The organism is Demequina iriomotensis, assembly GCF_000971395.1.
In the GTDB taxonomy this organism is placed as follows: Bacteria; Actinomycetota; Actinomycetes; order Actinomycetales; family Demequinaceae; genus Demequina; species Demequina iriomotensis.
Genome location: NZ_BBME01000011.1, coordinates 103,788 through 118,397, shown reverse-complemented (window position 1 = coordinate 118,397; position 14,610 = coordinate 103,788). Strand labels below are relative to the sequence as shown.

General features: G+C 72.2%; 14 protein-coding genes. 10 read left to right on the top strand and 4 right to left on the bottom strand.

Going from position 1 to position 14,610, the window contains the following annotated elements:
* Window positions 1-22: 22 nt before the first annotated feature.
* A complete protein-coding gene (locus tag AOM09_RS05795) occupies window positions 23-1,582 on the bottom strand; it encodes an ABC transporter substrate-binding protein (RefSeq protein WP_062385542.1) in 1,560 nt (519 codons plus the stop codon).
* A 109-nt stretch (window positions 1,583-1,691) separates the two neighbouring features.
* Here AOM09_RS05795 and AOM09_RS05790 point away from each other — a divergent pair, with 109 nt between their 5' ends.
* The 4 genes from AOM09_RS05790 to AOM09_RS05775 all read left to right on the top strand — a co-directional run bounded on the left by AOM09_RS05790 (window position 1,692) and on the right by AOM09_RS05775 (window position 4,899).
* Window positions 1,692-2,312 carry a TetR/AcrR family transcriptional regulator gene (locus tag AOM09_RS05790; RefSeq protein ID WP_062385540.1) on the top strand — a complete coding sequence of 207 codons (621 nt, stop codon included), beginning with the start codon at window positions 1,692-1,694 and terminating at the stop codon, window positions 2,310-2,312.
* 179 nt (window positions 2,313-2,491) lie between these two features.
* The gene (locus tag AOM09_RS05785) at window positions 2,492-3,424 is read left to right on the top strand and encodes a LysR family transcriptional regulator (protein WP_062385538.1); all 933 of its coding nucleotides are present in this window, start codon (window positions 2,492-2,494) and stop codon (window positions 3,422-3,424) included.
* Window positions 3,425-3,542: 118 nt separating this feature from the next.
* Window positions 3,543-4,097 (top strand): quercetin 2,3-dioxygenase, encoded by a 555-nt coding sequence (locus AOM09_RS05780; protein WP_062385536.1) that lies wholly within the window; start codon window positions 3,543-3,545, stop codon window positions 4,095-4,097.
* A complete protein-coding gene (locus tag AOM09_RS05775) occupies window positions 4,087-4,899 on the top strand; it encodes an alpha/beta hydrolase (RefSeq protein WP_228375073.1) in 813 nt (270 codons plus the stop codon). Before AOM09_RS05780 ends, AOM09_RS05775 begins: the two co-directional genes overlap by 11 nt.
* A 19-nt stretch (window positions 4,900-4,918) precedes the next feature.
* On the opposite strand, the gene AOM09_RS05770 is transcribed toward AOM09_RS05775, so the two are convergent.
* Both AOM09_RS05770 and AOM09_RS05765 read right to left on the bottom strand, forming a co-directional pair.
* Window positions 4,919-5,710 (bottom strand): IclR family transcriptional regulator, encoded by a 792-nt coding sequence (locus AOM09_RS05770; protein ID WP_062385532.1) that lies wholly within the window; start codon window positions 5,708-5,710, stop codon window positions 4,919-4,921.
* Between the two features lie 39 nt (window positions 5,711-5,749).
* A complete protein-coding gene (locus AOM09_RS05765) occupies window positions 5,750-6,304 on the bottom strand; it encodes a carboxymuconolactone decarboxylase family protein (RefSeq protein ID WP_062385531.1) in 555 nt (184 codons plus the stop codon).
* Between the two features lie 130 nt (window positions 6,305-6,434).
* On the opposite strand from AOM09_RS05765, the gene AOM09_RS05760 reads away from it, so the two are divergent.
* Genes AOM09_RS05760 through AOM09_RS05745 form a run of 4 tightly spaced genes read left to right on the top strand, consistent with a single transcriptional unit; the run spans window position 6,435 to window position 9,925 of the window.
* Complete coding sequence (locus tag AOM09_RS05760) at window positions 6,435-7,346, top strand: alpha/beta hydrolase fold domain-containing protein (protein ID WP_062385530.1); 912 nt, start codon at window positions 6,435-6,437, stop codon at window positions 7,344-7,346.
* Between the two features lie 32 nt (window positions 7,347-7,378).
* The gene (locus AOM09_RS05755) at window positions 7,379-8,158 is read left to right on the top strand and encodes an SDR family NAD(P)-dependent oxidoreductase (protein WP_062385529.1); all 780 of its coding nucleotides are present in this window, start codon (window positions 7,379-7,381) and stop codon (window positions 8,156-8,158) included.
* 43 nt (window positions 8,159-8,201) lie between these two features.
* Window positions 8,202-9,077, top strand: a complete 876-nt coding sequence (locus AOM09_RS05750) for a fumarylacetoacetate hydrolase family protein (protein ID WP_062385528.1) — start codon at window positions 8,202-8,204, stop codon at window positions 9,075-9,077.
* A complete protein-coding gene (locus AOM09_RS05745) occupies window positions 9,074-9,925 on the top strand; it encodes a fumarylacetoacetate hydrolase family protein (protein WP_062385526.1) in 852 nt (283 codons plus the stop codon). Before AOM09_RS05750 ends, AOM09_RS05745 begins: the two co-directional genes overlap by 4 nt.
* Window positions 9,926-9,972: 47 nt before the next feature.
* Here the strand turns inward: AOM09_RS05745 and AOM09_RS05740 are convergent, their stop codons facing one another.
* Window positions 9,973-12,357, bottom strand: a complete 2,385-nt coding sequence (locus tag AOM09_RS05740) for an alpha-L-rhamnosidase (RefSeq protein ID WP_062385524.1) — start codon at window positions 12,355-12,357, stop codon at window positions 9,973-9,975.
* A gap of 139 nt (window positions 12,358-12,496) precedes the next feature.
* Here AOM09_RS05740 and AOM09_RS05735 point away from each other — a divergent pair, with 139 nt between their 5' ends.
* Entirely contained in the window at window positions 12,497-13,792 is a 1,296-nt protein-coding gene (locus tag AOM09_RS05735) for an MFS transporter (protein WP_169747622.1), read from the top strand.
* An 86-nt stretch (window positions 13,793-13,878) separates the two neighbouring features.
* Window positions 13,879-14,514 (top strand): TetR/AcrR family transcriptional regulator, encoded by a 636-nt coding sequence (locus AOM09_RS05730; RefSeq protein WP_062385519.1) that lies wholly within the window; start codon window positions 13,879-13,881, stop codon window positions 14,512-14,514.
* Window positions 14,515-14,610 lie beyond the last annotated feature (96 nt).

The following is a 14,610-nucleotide window of genomic DNA, read 5'->3' as shown; positions in this document are numbered from 1 at the left end:
GGGCCGCCCCCACCGGTGAGGGTCAAGCGGTGGCGGTGATGTCCCAGAGGTTGGACACGGCCTGGCCGGACTTCATGGTGATCGCGAAGCCGTCGGCGGTGACGATGGCGCCGATGACGCGGTAGAACGGCGCGAACCACGCCTGGTCGACCACGTACTCGTTGAGCTCCTTCGCGGCGGCCGCACCATCCTCGCCGCCGAGGCGGATGCGGGCAGCGAGCGCCTCGACGGTCTCGTCGGCCTGGTGGTAGACGTTCCATGCCGCTCCGGGCGCGATCGCCTGGTTGTACGTCTGCCACGCGAGCGGCTCCTGGTTGAGGCCGAACGCGAACGCCGACCACGCGCCGCCCAGGAGGTCACCGAAGAAGGACTCGCCCGCCTGCTCGTAGTCGATGAAGATGTTCGACTCGGCGAGCACGCCCTTGATCAGCTCGGGCTCCGAGGCCGGGACGAACGAGGTCTGCGGCATGGTGATGTGGATGCCATCGGGGTAGCCCGCCTCGGCCAGGAGCGCCTTGGCCTTCTCCGGGTCGTAGGGGTAGGCGTCCTCGAGCTCGGCCTCGTAGGCGTCGCCCTCGACGTTGAAGATCTGCGTGGTCGGCTCGCCGTAGCCCGACTCGAGTCCCTGCAGCAGGCCCTCACGGTCGATCGCGTAGTTGATCGCCTGGCGCACCTTGACGTCGGCGAGCGCCTCGTTGTTCGCGCCCCACCGGTCGGCGAGGATGAGACCCTTCCAGTTCACCGGGATCGAGTTGGTGGTGTAGCCCGCCGCCTCGGCGTCGGGGATCTGGGTGAGGGAGTTGAGGTTGGAGATGTCGACCTGGCCGTCGCGCAGGGCGTTCAGAAGCGCCGATGCGTCGGCGTAGTAGTTGATGGTGATCGAGTCGAAGTGCTGGTCCTCGGGGGCCCAGTAGTCCTCGTTCGCCGTGAACGTGTAGGTGGCGCCGATGGTCGAGGAGGCTGCGTCGAGCTCGTACGGGCCCGTGCCGACGGGCGTCGTCTGGGCGTCGGGTGCGTCGAACGTCGACGGCGACGCGATGAGCCCCGCCTGCATGCTGAGGTTGATCTCGAGGGCCGGGTCGGGCGCGGAGAGCGTGATGACCACGGTGTCGTCGTCCGCGGCGGCGACGTCGGTCACGGCGTCGAGCAGTCCCCGGTCGGGCGAGGCACCCTCGCGGAAGCGGTTGAGGTTGTCGACCACGACCTGCGCGTCGAGCGGGGTGCCGTCGGTGAAGGTGACGCCGTCGCGGATGTCGAGCGTGAGCTCGGTGAGGTCGTCGTTGTACTCCCACGCCTCGGCGAGGCCCGGCTGGACCTCGTTCGTCGCGGACGTGCGAAGCAGGCTGTCGTAGACAGCCATGTAGTAGGTGGCCTCGTTGCCCCAGGCGGCGTCGGCGGCCACCCAGGTCGAGATGTCGACGACGGCGCCGATCCGAAGCTCGGGCGCGCGGCCCTCGATCGCGGTGCCCTCCGACCCGCCGGCGGCGGGCGAAGCGGCGTCGTCGGCGCCGGACGATGAGCATGCGGCCAACGCGAGCGTGGCCATGCCCGCCGCGGCGGCGAGCTTGGTGTGTCGAAGCATCGTTGCTTTCCTCCTTGGGGTCACGTCATCGGTGACGTGTCGGCGACGCTAGCACGCAAATTCTTAAGGGTGCAAGATTTTGAAAATGGAGACCTGGTAATCTCGCGCCATGGCAACGCAAAGGGGCGCCTACAAGAAGACGGCGAAGCGACGCGAGGAGATCCTCGACGCGGCCTTCGACGTGTTCTCGCGGCAGGGGTACACGGCGGCATCCGTCAACGAGATCGCCAGGACCGTCGGCATGACGCAGCCCGGCCTCCTCCACCACTTCGGGAGCAAGCTCGCACTCCTCGAGGCCGTCCTCGAGCGCCGCGACCAGCTCGCGCTCGACATCCTGTCAGGCCGGCACGACGTGGAATTCCTCTACGGGCTCCTCGAGATCGCGCGCCGCAACAAGGCTGTACCTGGCCTGTTGCGCCTCTACTCGATCCTCGCAGCGGAATCCTCCACCCCCGACCACCCCGCGCACGCGTTCATCGCCCGACGCCTCGGCAACGTGGTCGGCGGCACCACGCGAGCCTTCGAGGAGATGCAGGCGCGCGGGCTCCTCCGGGACGGCGTCGACCCCCGGACCGCAGCCATCGAGATCACCTCGATGGCGGAGGGCCTGCAGCTGCTGTGGCTGCAGGGCATCGACGTGGACATGGAGCAGATCATCCGCAGCCACTTCGACAGCTACCTGACCGCGCCGCTCGACGCATCCTTCGGAAGGCTCGGCGCGGACGCCTGAATCCCATCAACCTTTCACCCATAAGTCTTTTAAGGGGCATCAGGCGGACACCGTGGCGGCTCGGACCGCCTGCGACCGGACCGGAGGCACCACGCGCCCCGGCGCTGGCCCCCGCACCACCTCGCGGATAGGCTGACCCTCACGATCGGGGCAACGCCGCCCCGGCGCGGAGGGAAGACATGGACGTCTCGGTGCCCACGCTGCGCTACTTCTGCGTGCTCGCCGAGGAGCTGCACTTCGCCCACGCGGCCGCCCGCCTCACCATCACCTCGCCCTCGCTCAGCCAGCAGATCGCCGGCCTGGAGCGCAGCGTCGGCGGCCGCCTCTTCGAGCGCACGTCGCGCTCCGTCACCCTCACCCCGCTCGGCACCGCCCTGCTCCCGCGCGCCCGCCAGGTGGTCGAGGCGCACGACGAGCTCACCGCGTGGATCGCGGAACGGCGCGCGCCGGGCGAGGCCACGCTGCGCCTCGGCGTGGTCGCGGCGGGCGCGGGACCCCTCACCGCGGCGATCATGACCGCGGTCTCCCAGATCCCGAACCTGCGCCTCGAGATGCGCCGCGTGGGCTTCTTCGAGGTCGAGCGGGAGCTGGTCGCACGCCGGGTCGACGCGGTCCTCGCGCCCGCCCCTCTCCCCCATGACCAGGAGGTTCTCTCCACCGCACCCCTGTGGACCGAGCCGCGGGTCCTCATCTTGCGCGCCACCCACCCGCTCGCCGGTCGCCCGTCGATCTCCATCGACGAGGTGCGTGACGAGACGTTCGTGGCGGTCTCCGGCGATCAGTCCGAGGCGATCGCGTGGTGGACGGTCGACCCGCGCCCGGACGGTTCGCACCCGCAGCTGGGGCCGCGCGCGGACGACATCGAGGGCCTCCTCGAGCTGGTCTCCGCGGGCATGGGCGTCAACATCGCGGCCGCCTCGGCCGCCGCCCACTACCCCCGCGCCGACCTCGCCTTCGTGCCCATCGGCGACATCGAGCCCGCGACCATCCTGCTGTGCACGCGCCGCCGGCGCGAGCCCGTGGTCGCCGCCTTCGAGGTGATCGCCCAGGCCGAGGCGCGGCGCGCGCGGGGCGAGGATGCGCACGCCGCCGAGCCCGCGCCTCGCCCATAGGCGTGACCTAACGATCTGTAGGGATCTCGAACTTCCCCCGCGGGACCTTGGTCCCGGATGCTGGTGGCCAGCGGCCCGACGACGAGGTCGGCCGCGGACCAACAAGGAGGTTGGCTCGATGTCTCCGAACGACGCCCCCGCTCTGTCCCCCACCCACGCGGGCATCCTGCCCGGCTCCCCCAAGCCGTTCTACCTCGACAACGGCGAGGGCGAGAAGTCCGTCGTGTTCGACACCCTGTTCACCATCCTGCTCACCGGCGACGAGACCGACGGACAGTACGACGTCTTCAGCTGCGAGGGCAACGCCGGCGACATCATCCCCGCCCACATCCACCCGTTCACGCACGAGATCTTCTTCATCGTCGACGGCGCGGTGCACCTGTGGATGGACGACGAGGACGGCTTCAAGGACGACCGCGTCCTCACCCAGGGCGGCTTCGGGTTCGTCCCCCAGGGCACCATCCACGCGTTCCGCATGGAGGCGCAGTCCAAGATCATGGGAGTGAGCTCGGCCGGGTTCGCGCGCTTCTTCCACGCGATGGGCACCCCGACCGACAAGCCGGGCATCCCCGCACCGAGCGAGTTCTACATCCCCAAGTTCGAGCAGATGAAGGCCGCCGGCGACCTCTACGGCACCGTCTTCCGCCCCGACTACAACTTCCTTGACGACTGAGACGGCGGCGCCCGTGCGCCCGGCCGTGCTCCGCGACCTGGTGTTCGCGGAGCCGGTCGGGTTCCGGCCGCTCAGCCTGGACCTGCACCTGCCCGCGACCACGGGCGCACCCGTCGTGGTGTTCCTCCACGGCGGCGGCTGGCGCGTGGGCAGCCGCCGCACCATGGCGCCCACCATGCCCGGCGACGCGCCCTTCGCGCGCATCACCGCGGCGGGCCTCGCGGTCGCGTCGATCGACTACCGACTGAGCGGCGAGGCGTGCTTCCCCGCGCAGGTGGACGATGCGGCGGTCGCCCTGGACTGGCTGCGCGCCCACGCCGCGGGGCTGGGGGTGGACGCGTCACGCATCGTGCTCTGGGGCGAGTCGGCTGGCGCGACGCTCGCGGCGCTCGTCGCGCTGGGACCCGAGGACGCGCGCACCGGGGTGCGCGGCGTCGTGGACTGGTACGGACCCGCGGACCTGGTGGCGCTGGCCGAGGAGCAGCACGGGCTCGACGATCCGGGGCTGCGGGAGGCGGGCTGGCTGGGCCACGCGGTGGGCGCGGACGTGGAGCGCGCGCACCTCGCAAGCCCTGTGTGGCGGGTCGGCCCCGGAGCGCCGCCGTTCCACATCGCGCACGGCACCTCGGACACCGCGGTGCCGGCCTCGCAGAGCGTCGCGCTCGCGCACGCGCTCCTCGCCGCCGGGGTCGACACCGAGCTCACGCTCGTGCCGGGTGCGGGCCACCTGTGGCAGGGCGACGTCGATCGCGACGCGCTCCTCGACGCCGCGATCGCGTTCGCGTGCCGCGTCACGGCGTGACGGACGCGCCGTGGACCCGTCAGAGCGCGCGCAGCCGCACCGAGATGTCCTCGGCGGTCGCACGCAGCGCGTCGAGCAGCTGACCGCGCAGGTCCTCCACGGGATGCCTGTTGGCGGCGACCGCGATGTTGATGGCCGCGGCCGGCCGCCGGTCGCGTCCCAGCACGGGGACGGAGACGGAGCGCAGCCCCGCCGCCACCTCCTCGTCCTGCAGCGCGTAGCCGTCCGCGCGGATCGCCGTCAGCGCGGGCTCGAGGTCCGCGGCCGAGCGCGCCGCGTTGGGACCGACCGCCCGCGAGAAGTCGTACGCGGCGAGAAGGTCGCGGCGCTCCTGCTCCGGCACGTACGCCAGGAGCAGCTTGCCCATCGACGTGACCGGCGCCGGGAGGGTCGAGCCCACCTGAACGTTCGCGGTCACCAGGTCGGAGTTGCGCAGACGCACCAGGTAGAGCACCTCGTCGCCCAGGAGCACGCCCATGTTGACCGTCTCGCCCGTCGACTCGGCCAGCCTCCTCAGCGGCTGCTCGCTCACCTGGACCAGGCTCGAGCCGCGCAGCGCGGCGGACCCGAGCGTGAGCACAGCCACGCCGGGACGGATGGTGCCGTCCTCGGCACGCTCGAGGAAGCCCGCCTCCTCGAGGGTCGCGACCACGCGGAAGGCGGTCGGCATGGGGATGCCGGTGCGGTCGCTGATCTCCCGCAGCTTCAGCTCGGTGACGGACTCGTCGAACAGGCTCAGGACGTCGAGGCCCTTCGCGAGCGCCTCGATCCTGTAGCGGTTGCCCGCCTTGGTGTCGACATCGGCTTTCATGGTGTGAAACCTAATCCCTTCGTCCGCCCGCTGCCAGCATCACTCGCCCACCCGGAACACCCTCAGCTGGAGCGCGAGCGTCGCGTAGTAGCCCACGAGCGTCGCGAGCTCGAACACGCGCGCGCGCCCAAGCGTGGATGCGGCCGCCGCCCAGCCCTCGTCGTCGAGGTCCCCGTCCAGCAGCGCGAGGGTGCACCGCACGACCGCGGCCTCCTCTCCCGCGAACACGGAGGGGTCCTCGCGCCGCGCCGCGGCGAGCTCCGCATCGGACAGCCCCGACGCGCGCCCGACCGCCTCGTGAGCCTCGCGCTCGAACGCGCTGTCCCAGCGCGCGGCGACCAGCAGGATCGCGATCTCGCGGCACCTGTCGGTGAGCGTTCCGCGGTAGCGGATCGCGGCGCCGAGGTCCTGGAGTGCCCCGCCCAGGCCGGGCTCGAGCAGCATGGCGTTGAAGGGCCCGCGCAGCGAGCCGTCGGCGCGGGTCAGCGCGAAGTGCTGCGGCCCGGACGCGCGCGGCCCGCCCGCGATCGCCTGATACAGCTGCGCCTGCGCGGCATCGAGGGACTCGGGCCTCAGGCCTGGCAACCGGGACATCCCCGCCTCCTCGTGCAGGTCGCGCCGGCGGCGCCGGCCGGGGCCTGCGCGTCGCGGTTGACGCCATCCTTGCCCCGCCGTAGATTCAACCATTGAAACCGCCTTTTGGCTAATGAAAGCGAGATCGACGATGATCACGATCGCGACCGAGGACCTCACGCTCCACGCGGGGGGCCACGAGTTCGGCATCCGGGTCTACCCCGCCCCCCGCCCCGACGGCACGGTGCTCGTGTGGCTGCACGGCGGCGCCTTCATCTTCGGCGACCTCGACGTGCCGGAGGCGGACGCCACGTCGCGCCACCTCGCCGAGCACGGCACGTCCGTGGTCTCGGTCGACTACACGCTCGCCCCGATCGACGCGCTCGACTCGATCCCGCTCCCGCCGCCGCAGGAGGGCATGCCCAGCCCCGAGGAGCTGGTCAAGGCCCTCGACAGCGGCCGCTCGCGCGCGGCGTTCCCGGTCGCGTCGGTGCAGTCCGTCGCCGCGTTCGACTGGGCCGCGGAGCACGCGACCGACCTCGGCGGCCTCGCGCACGCCGTCGCGATCGGAGGCGCGAGTGCGGGAGGTAACCTCGCCGCCAGCGCCACCGCGCGCCTGCGCGACCGCGGCGCGAACGTGCCGAGCGCATCGTGCCTCATCTATCCGGTGCTGCACGCGGACCTGCCCGCGCCTGACGACGCTCTCGCCGCGCGGCTCGCCGCCCTGCCGACGGGCTTCGACTTCACGCCCGAGGCCACCGCCGCGATCAACGCGAACTACCTCGGCGGCGCCTCGCCCCGGGAGGCGTACGCGTTCCCCGGCGGCCACGACCCTCGCGGCCTGGCACCCACGCTCATCGTCAACGCGGACACCGACCGCCTCCGCATGTCCGGGCAGGCCTATGCGGCCGAGCTCGCCGCCGCGGGCGTGGATGTCGAGGTGGCCCTCGTCCACGGCTCCGAGCACGGCTTCCTCAACGGCCTCGAGGACCCGCACCGCGTGGCCGTCCTCGCGCGCATGTCCCGCTTCATCCACGAGCGCGCCGCCGCGGCGCGCCCCTGACCCCACCCGCAGACGCCTCGAAGGAGAGAGCCATGACCCAGATCTTCCCCCGCTTCGCCGGCAAGACCGTGCTGGTGACGGGCGCCGGCACCGGCTTCGGAGCCGAGGTCGCCGTGCGCGCCGCCCAGGAGGGCGCGCGCGTCGCCGTCCACTACCGGTCCTCCAAGGCAGGCGCCGAGCGCACGCTCGAGCGCATCCGCGAGGCCGGCTCCGACGGCATCCTGGTCCAGGCCGACATCATCAGCTGGGACCAGATCAGGCGGATGGCCGACGAGGTGTGGGAGGCGTTCGGCGGCCTCGATGTGCTGGTCAACAACGTCGGCGACGTCTCGAGCGAGCAGATGTCCTGGAAGGAGCTCACCCAGGAGGCGCTCGACGCCGTGGTCGACATCGACGTCAAGGGCACGCTGCTCATGACGCACGAGTTCGGCGCACGCATGCTCGAGCAGGGCCACGGCGCGATCGTCAACGTCGGCTCCACCGTGGTGGTCAAGGGATCGCCGCGGGCGCCCCAGTACGCGGCCGCGAAGTACGCGATCCTCGGCATCACCAAGTCCTACGCGAAGGCCTTCGCCCCCGCCGTGCGCGTCAACACGTTCGCGCCCGGCTTCATGGAGACCGAGCGCCTGCTCGAGCGCGAGGACTGGAAGAACGGCCGCCGCGAGGTGCTCATCTCCCAGACCCCCATGGGCCACATCCCGCCGCCCGAGTTCGTCGCGGGCGCGTGCCTGTGGCTTGCGACCGAGGAGTCGGCGCACCTGACCGGCGGCTACATGCTCGCCGACGGCGGCTTCAACATGGTCGGCGCCTGAGCGTCGGCCGCACCCCCGAACCCCGAGAGACCTAGGAGAAGCAATGAAGCTCATCACCTTCGACGAGGGCCGCGTCGGCCGCCTCGAGCTCGAGGAGGGCGTGGTCATCGAGCTCGACGTGCCGTCCACGCGCGAGTACTTCGAGCGCGGCGGCCAGGTGGGCGAGACCGGCGAGCGGCTCCGCTACGAGGACGTGACGCTACGCGCCCCCATCCGCCCCAAGAAGTTCTTCCACACCGCCGGCAACTTCATCGACCACCACAACGAGCTCACCGCCGTCGACTGGTCGCACCCGGTCCACAAGGGCATCGTGTTCTTCCAGAACCTCGACGCGATCATCGGGCCCGAGGACCCGATCGTGTACCCCGAGGGCCTCACCCGCGAGCTCGACTACGAGCTCGAGCTGGCCATCGTCATCGGCAAGGGCGGCAAGTTCTTCGGCCCCGACGAGGCCGAGGACTACATCGCCGGCTTCACCGTCTTCAACGACATCACCGCGCGCGACATCCAGCGCAAGGAGATGGAGTCCGGCGTGTTCTCGTTCTCCAAGGGCATCGACACGTTCTGCCCCATCGGCCCGTGGATCGTCACCAAGGACGAGGTCCCCGACATGCACAACCTCGCGATGGAGCTGCGCGTCAACGGCGAGGTGCGCCAGAGCGGCAGCACCAGCAAGACGCGCATCACGTGGCCGCACCTGGTGGCGTACCACTCGCCGCAGGTCTACTCACCGGGCGACCTCATCACCACGGGCACCATCTCCGGGGTCGCCGCGGTCCAGAAGAACCCCTTCGACTTCTACCTCAAGCCCGGCGACGTGGTCGAGGCCGAGATCGAGGGCATCGGCACCCTGCGCAACCCGATCATCTCGTGGCAGGACGCGTACGGCGAGCCCGCGCCGCAGCGGGTGGACTGGTGAGGATCGCCACGCTCGGCGGCCGCCTCGTCCTCGTCACCGAGGACGAGCGGGCCGTCGACGTCGCCGAGGCGTCGGGCGGCCGCTTCGGCCCCGACCCCATGACCGCCTTCGCGGACTGGCCGGGCTTCCGCGTCTGGGCGGCCGAGCGGCTGGCGGACGATGCGCCGGGAGCCCGGGCGCTGCCGCTCGACCCGGCGCGGCTCGGCCCGCCCGTGCCGCGTCCTGCGCAGATCTTCGCCATCGGCGTGAACTACCGCGAGCACGCGGACGAGGCGGGCTACCCGCCGGACAGCCTCCCCGTGACGTTCACCAAGTTCGCCTCGAGCCTCGCGGGGAACGAGGCGACCGTCGCCCTGCCGCCCGGGAACGTCGACTGGGAGGTCGAGCTGGTGGTGGCGATCGGCGTCGGGGGGCACGGGATCGCCCGCGAGGACGCGTGGTCGCATGTCGCCGGCGTGACCGTGGGTCAGGACCTGTCCGAGCGCGTCGCGCAGCTCGCGGGCACGATGCCGCAGTTCAGCCTCGCGAAGTCCCACCCGGGCTTCTCCCCCACGGGTCCCTGGCTGGTCACGTCGGACGCGCTACCCGACCGGGACGACCTCGCTCTCGCGTGCGCGATCGACGGCGAGACCATGCAGGACTCGCGCACGTCGCGCATGATCTACGACATCCCCGAGCTGGTCGCGCGACTGTCCGCGGTGGTGACGCTGCTGCCGGGCGACCTGATCTTCACCGGCACGCCATCCGGAATCGGCAACCGTCGCACCCCTCCGCGCTTCCTCCGCGCGGGCGAGGTGCTCACCAGCTCCGTCGAAGGCGTCGGGGAGCTGACCACGCGATTCGCGTGACACCGGCGCCCGCCGCACGCGCGTGAGACCTCGTGCGGCGGGCGCCGTCAGCGCGAGTCAGGGCACGCGAAGGTGTGCGCGCCGCCCCGTACCGCGTGGACGGCACCGTCCGGCAGCCGGATCTCGGCCTCCGTCCCAGCAGGGAGGTCGACGGCGAGCTCGAAGCGCCCGTCCGCGATCCGCCACTCGACCTCGATCGTGCCCCGACGGGTGAGCTGGCGGCTGCGCGCCCACGTGAGCGCCCCGGGCACGGGCTCGATGACGACGCGGTTGTACGCCTCCTCGCCGGGCGCGGGCTCGGCGGGCAGGCGCAGCCCGGCCACGTGCGTGTGAAGGAAGGCGACCACGGCGCCCTTGGAGTAGTGGTTGAGCGAGCCGTGCACGGCGCCGTCCTCCGTGACCGCATCCCACCGCTCCCACATCGCGGTGGCGCCGGCGTCGAGCATCCCGAGCCACGACGGGTGTCCCGTCGACAGCAGGAGCCGATGCGCGAGCGCGGCCTGGCCGTGGTCGGCGAGCGCGGGCAGCAGCTGTCCCGTCGCGAGGAAGCCGGTGCCGAGGTGCCCGCCCGCGCGCTCGATCAGCTCCGCGAGCCGGGCCGCTGAGGCCGCGCGCAACCCCTCCGGCACCAGCCCGAACGCGAGCCCGCGCACGTAGTGCGCCTGCCGTTCCTCGGTGAGCGTCCCGTCGGGCCGCAGGTACTCGGCGCGCCACGCCTCGAGCGCACCGTCCGCGACGGCGCGGCACTCGACGGCCGCATCGTGCTCCCCTACGATTCCCGCGATGAGGGCCGTCAGGTGGGCCGAGCGATGCAGGAACGCGGTGGCGACGATGCCGTGGTCGACGGCCGGGTCGGGGCGCGGCGGGACGTCGGGCTCGAGCCACTCGCCGAAGTGGAAGCCGGTGTCCCACAGGTACCGCTCGTGCGGCGCGGCCTCGGGCCGGGCGGCGGCGCGGTCGGGGTGGCGGCCCGCGGCGGCACGGGCGGCGGCGTACCGCACCCACGCGAGCGCGGCCGGCAGCGCCTCGCGCAGCCCGTCCACGGAGCCGTACGCGCGCCACAGCTCCCACGGCACGATCGCGGCGGCGTCGCCCCAGCCGGCCGAGCCAGCGGACATGTCCTCGAACGCGTCGCCCGAGGGCCGGTCGCCGGGAGGGTTGGGCACCACGGTGGGGATGCGGCCGTCGGCCCACTGGTCGGCCGCGAGGTCGCGCAGCCAGCGCCGCGAGAAGTCCTCGACATCCGCGAGCAGCGCACCGGCGGCCACGAAGATCTGCCAGTCCCCGGTGAAACCCGACCGCTCGCGCTGGGGACAGTCCGTCGGGACGGCGCACGCGTTGCCGCGCAGGCTCCACCGCACCGCCTCGTGGAGGCGCTCGAGGCGCGGGTCGGAGCACGCGAACTCGCCCGTGCGCTCGAGGTCGCTCTCGACCATCACCCCGAGCGCGCCGTCGAGCGACAGCCCGTCGGGAACGCCGTCGACCTGGACGTAGCGGAAGCCGTGCGTGGTGTGCCGCGGCTCGAACACGTCGCCGGGACGGCCCGCCGAGGTCACCTCGTCGACCTGGCCCGCCGGAAGCAGCGCGCGCGTCGCGAAGTTGAAGGCGCGCAGGTGCTCGAGCGTGACGAGCCCGTCCGCGTCGAGCGCTTCTCCGTGCGTGAGCGTCAGGCGTGTGCCCGCGGCGCCCAGCTCCGTCAGGCGCATCCAGCCGTTGATCTCCTGGCCGAGATCGATCACGGCGGTGCCGGGTCGCGGGATGGCGATCGCGACGGGCGCGATCTCCTCGGTGCGGCGCACGCGGGGCCCCTCGGCGGGGACCAGGCGCGCACGGTCGGCGAGCAGCGCATCGTCGGGCTCCACCACGGGCGCCCAACCCTCGCCGCCGCCCGTGAACCACGCATCGTCCCGCAGGCGCAGGTCCACGGCCTGGCCGTCCATGAGGTCGGCGCGCGTGACGTGGCTCGGGCGCGATTCCCAGCCGGCGCCGGTCGCGGCGAGCACCGCATCGTCCCCGACGACGGCCGCGACCAGCGCGGTGGCGCCCCCGAACCCGTCGGCGCGCCGCTGGAAGCCGTGGCGGCCGCGGAACCACCCGTCTGACAGCAGGAACACCAGGGTGTTCTCGCCCTCGCGGACCAGCGACGCGACGTCGTACGTCCGCACCTCGAGACGCTTGCGGTAGGCCGTGAAGCCGGGCTCGAGCTCCTCGTCGCCGACGCGCACACCGTTGAGGAAGGCCTCGTAGACGCCGTGCGCCGTCGCGACCAGGCGCAGCCCGCCGCCGCCAGGCGCGACGGTGAACGATGCGCGCAGCAGGTGGGCGGGGCGCTCGCCCGCCGGTGCGATCACGGGCTCGTGCGGGGCGATCCAGGCGGCGCCCGCGAGCGCGGTCACGCCCTCGCGGCGCGACACGGACGTGCTGACGGTCATCGCGGGTCCTCCTCGACGTGGGCGACGGTCCAGTTCTACCACATGGAACGTGTTGACTTTACAAGTGGTCGGTCGCGTTGTTACGGTCCCCCTCACCGGGCTCGACGGAGAGCCCCTCGATCAGCAAAGGTGCATGACGATGACCCTGCAGCACACCGACGCGGACACCGCGGAGCCCTCCGGCGCCGCCGCGGTCCCCGCGTTCCGCAATCCCGGCTCCGGCTTCCTCATCTCCCTCGGTCTCGCAGCGATCCTCCTGATGGCGTCGCTCCTGTCCGTCGGGATCCTCACGATGCCGCTGCAGGCCAACGCGATCGACGCCGACAACGCGACCACGATCGTCTCCGTCGCGAGCCTGGGCGCCGGCATCGCCGCGCTCATCGCCTTCCCGATCGCGGGCCGCCTGAGCGACCGCACCACGTCGCGGCTCGGCCGCCGCCGTCCGTACCTCATCGCGGGCGCCGTGCTCATGCTCGCCGGTGCGACGCTCGTCCTGATCGCCACCTCGACCCCCGTGCTCACCGCCGGCTGGGTCACCATGAACCTGGGCCAGATCGCGGCGTTCACCGCGCTCGGCGCGTCCGTGCCCGACCAGTTCGCCCCGGAGCGTCGCGGTCCCGCCTCGGCGCTCTTCGGGGTCGCCGGCGCGGCCGGCGTCGTGGTCGGCCTGTGGATCGGTTCCCTGTTCTCGCCCAACCTCGCGCTCATGATCATGGTGCCCGCAGCACTGTGCGCGATCGCGCTGCTCGCCTTCGCCGCCGTTCTGCGCGACCAGCCGATCGACGCGAGCCAGCGCCACCCGCTCGACGCCCGCGAGATCGTCAGCACGTTCTGGGTCAGCCCGCGCCGTCACCCGAGCTATGCGCTCGCCTTCGCGAGCCGCTTCGCGGTGTTCTGCGCGATCGCCGCGGTCAACGCCTACATGGCGCTCTACCTGATCCTCAGCCTGCACATCGACCCCATCGACGTCGCGGGCAAGATGTTCCTCGCGAACCTGCTCTCCGGCGGCCTCGCCTTCATCATCGCGAACATCGCCGGCCGCCTCTCCGACAAGGTCGGGCGCCGCAAGCCGTTCGTCGTGGCCTCGGCGCTCATCTTCACGGTGGGCCTCGGGCTCATCGTCGCCGCGCACTCGTTCGAGAGCTTCCTGTGGGCGCTCGTCGTCATGGGCATCGGCCAGGGCATCTACCTCGCGGTGGACTTCGCGCTCATCACGCAGGTGCTGCCGGACCCCGAGACCGCGGCGAAGGACCTGGGCATCATGAACCTCGCCAACTCGCTGCCGAACATCCTGGTCCCGGCCGTGGCGCCGACGCTCCTGGCGATCGGCGCGAGCGCCGAGAACCCGCAGAACTTCACGGTGTTCTTCCTCGCCGCCGCCGTCGCCGGCGCGATCGGCGCGCTGCTCATCATCCCCATCCGCGGGGTCCGCTGAACCAGGCACGATGCCCGGCAGGCCGCCAGCACGGCGCGTGCCGGGCATCGTCCCCGGGGGCTAATGTGAACGCGAGGAGGTCCCAGATGCCGCTGACCGATGATGTCGAGGTGCGACGCCGCGAGAACCGCCAGGCGACCGCATCCGCGGAGCGTCGCGAGGCGATCCTCGACGCCGCCGTGGAGGCCTTCGGCGACAAGGGGTTCAACGGCACCTCGGTACGCGAGATCGCCGGCCGCGCCGGGTTGTCCCACACAGGCGTGCTGCACCACTTCCCCGACAAGACGGCCCTGCTCGAGGCGGTGCTCGACCGATCGGTGGGACGCGCGGGCGCCGAGTTCAACCTCGACGACCGTGACGGCATGCACTTCATGCTCGGCTTCATCGCGCTCGCCGAGCGCGACGTCGCGCGCGGCGTGGACCACTCCGAGACCCGCATGTTCCGGATGATCACGGCAGAGTCGCTCTCGCCTGCGCACCCGGCGCACGGCTACATGCGCCGCTGGTTCGGCGAGGTGCGTCGCCACGCGATCGCGGCGCTCGAGGACCTCGCCTCGCAGGGTCGGCTGCGGATCCCCCGGGAGCAGATCCCCCACGCGGCGCAGCAGATCGCGGGCCTGCGCGAGGGGCTGGACCCGCAGTGGCTGCTCGACCCCGACGCCGTCGACCTCGTGGGCTCGGTGCGCCTCGAGCTCACCCGCGTCGCCGACCTCGACCTCTAGGCGGCACCGCCCCGGCGCGCCCGCGCCCGCCTCACGCATACGCACGACATCACCCCGCGCTGGCCCGACCGCGCCCTCGGCCGCCGCCCGCCCTAC

Excerpts from the sequence above, each read along its gene's own strand:
- AOM09_RS05795 (WP_062385542.1), bottom strand. The coding sequence starts at position 1,582 with ATGCTTCGACACACCAAGCTCGCCGCCGCGGCGGGCATGGCCACGCTC.
- AOM09_RS05790 (WP_062385540.1), top strand. The coding sequence starts at position 1,692 with ATGGCAACGCAAAGGGGCGCCTACAAGAAGACGGCGAAGCGACGCGAG.
- AOM09_RS05785 (WP_062385538.1), top strand. The coding sequence starts at position 2,492 with ATGGACGTCTCGGTGCCCACGCTGCGCTACTTCTGCGTGCTCGCCGAG.
- AOM09_RS05780 (WP_062385536.1), top strand. The coding sequence starts at position 3,543 with ATGTCTCCGAACGACGCCCCCGCTCTGTCCCCCACCCACGCGGGCATC.
- AOM09_RS05770 (WP_062385532.1), bottom strand. The coding sequence starts at position 5,710 with ATGAAAGCCGATGTCGACACCAAGGCGGGCAACCGCTACAGGATCGAG.
- AOM09_RS05765 (WP_062385531.1), bottom strand. The coding sequence starts at position 6,304 with ATGTCCCGGTTGCCAGGCCTGAGGCCCGAGTCCCTCGATGCCGCGCAG.
- AOM09_RS05760 (WP_062385530.1), top strand. The coding sequence starts at position 6,435 with ATGATCACGATCGCGACCGAGGACCTCACGCTCCACGCGGGGGGCCAC.
- AOM09_RS05755 (WP_062385529.1), top strand. The coding sequence starts at position 7,379 with ATGACCCAGATCTTCCCCCGCTTCGCCGGCAAGACCGTGCTGGTGACG.
- AOM09_RS05750 (WP_062385528.1), top strand. The coding sequence starts at position 8,202 with ATGAAGCTCATCACCTTCGACGAGGGCCGCGTCGGCCGCCTCGAGCTC.
- AOM09_RS05740 (WP_062385524.1), bottom strand. The coding sequence starts at position 12,357 with ATGACCGTCAGCACGTCCGTGTCGCGCCGCGAGGGCGTGACCGCGCTC.
- AOM09_RS05735 (WP_169747622.1), top strand. The coding sequence starts at position 12,497 with ATGACCCTGCAGCACACCGACGCGGACACCGCGGAGCCCTCCGGCGCC.
- AOM09_RS05730 (WP_062385519.1), top strand. The coding sequence starts at position 13,879 with ATGCCGCTGACCGATGATGTCGAGGTGCGACGCCGCGAGAACCGCCAG.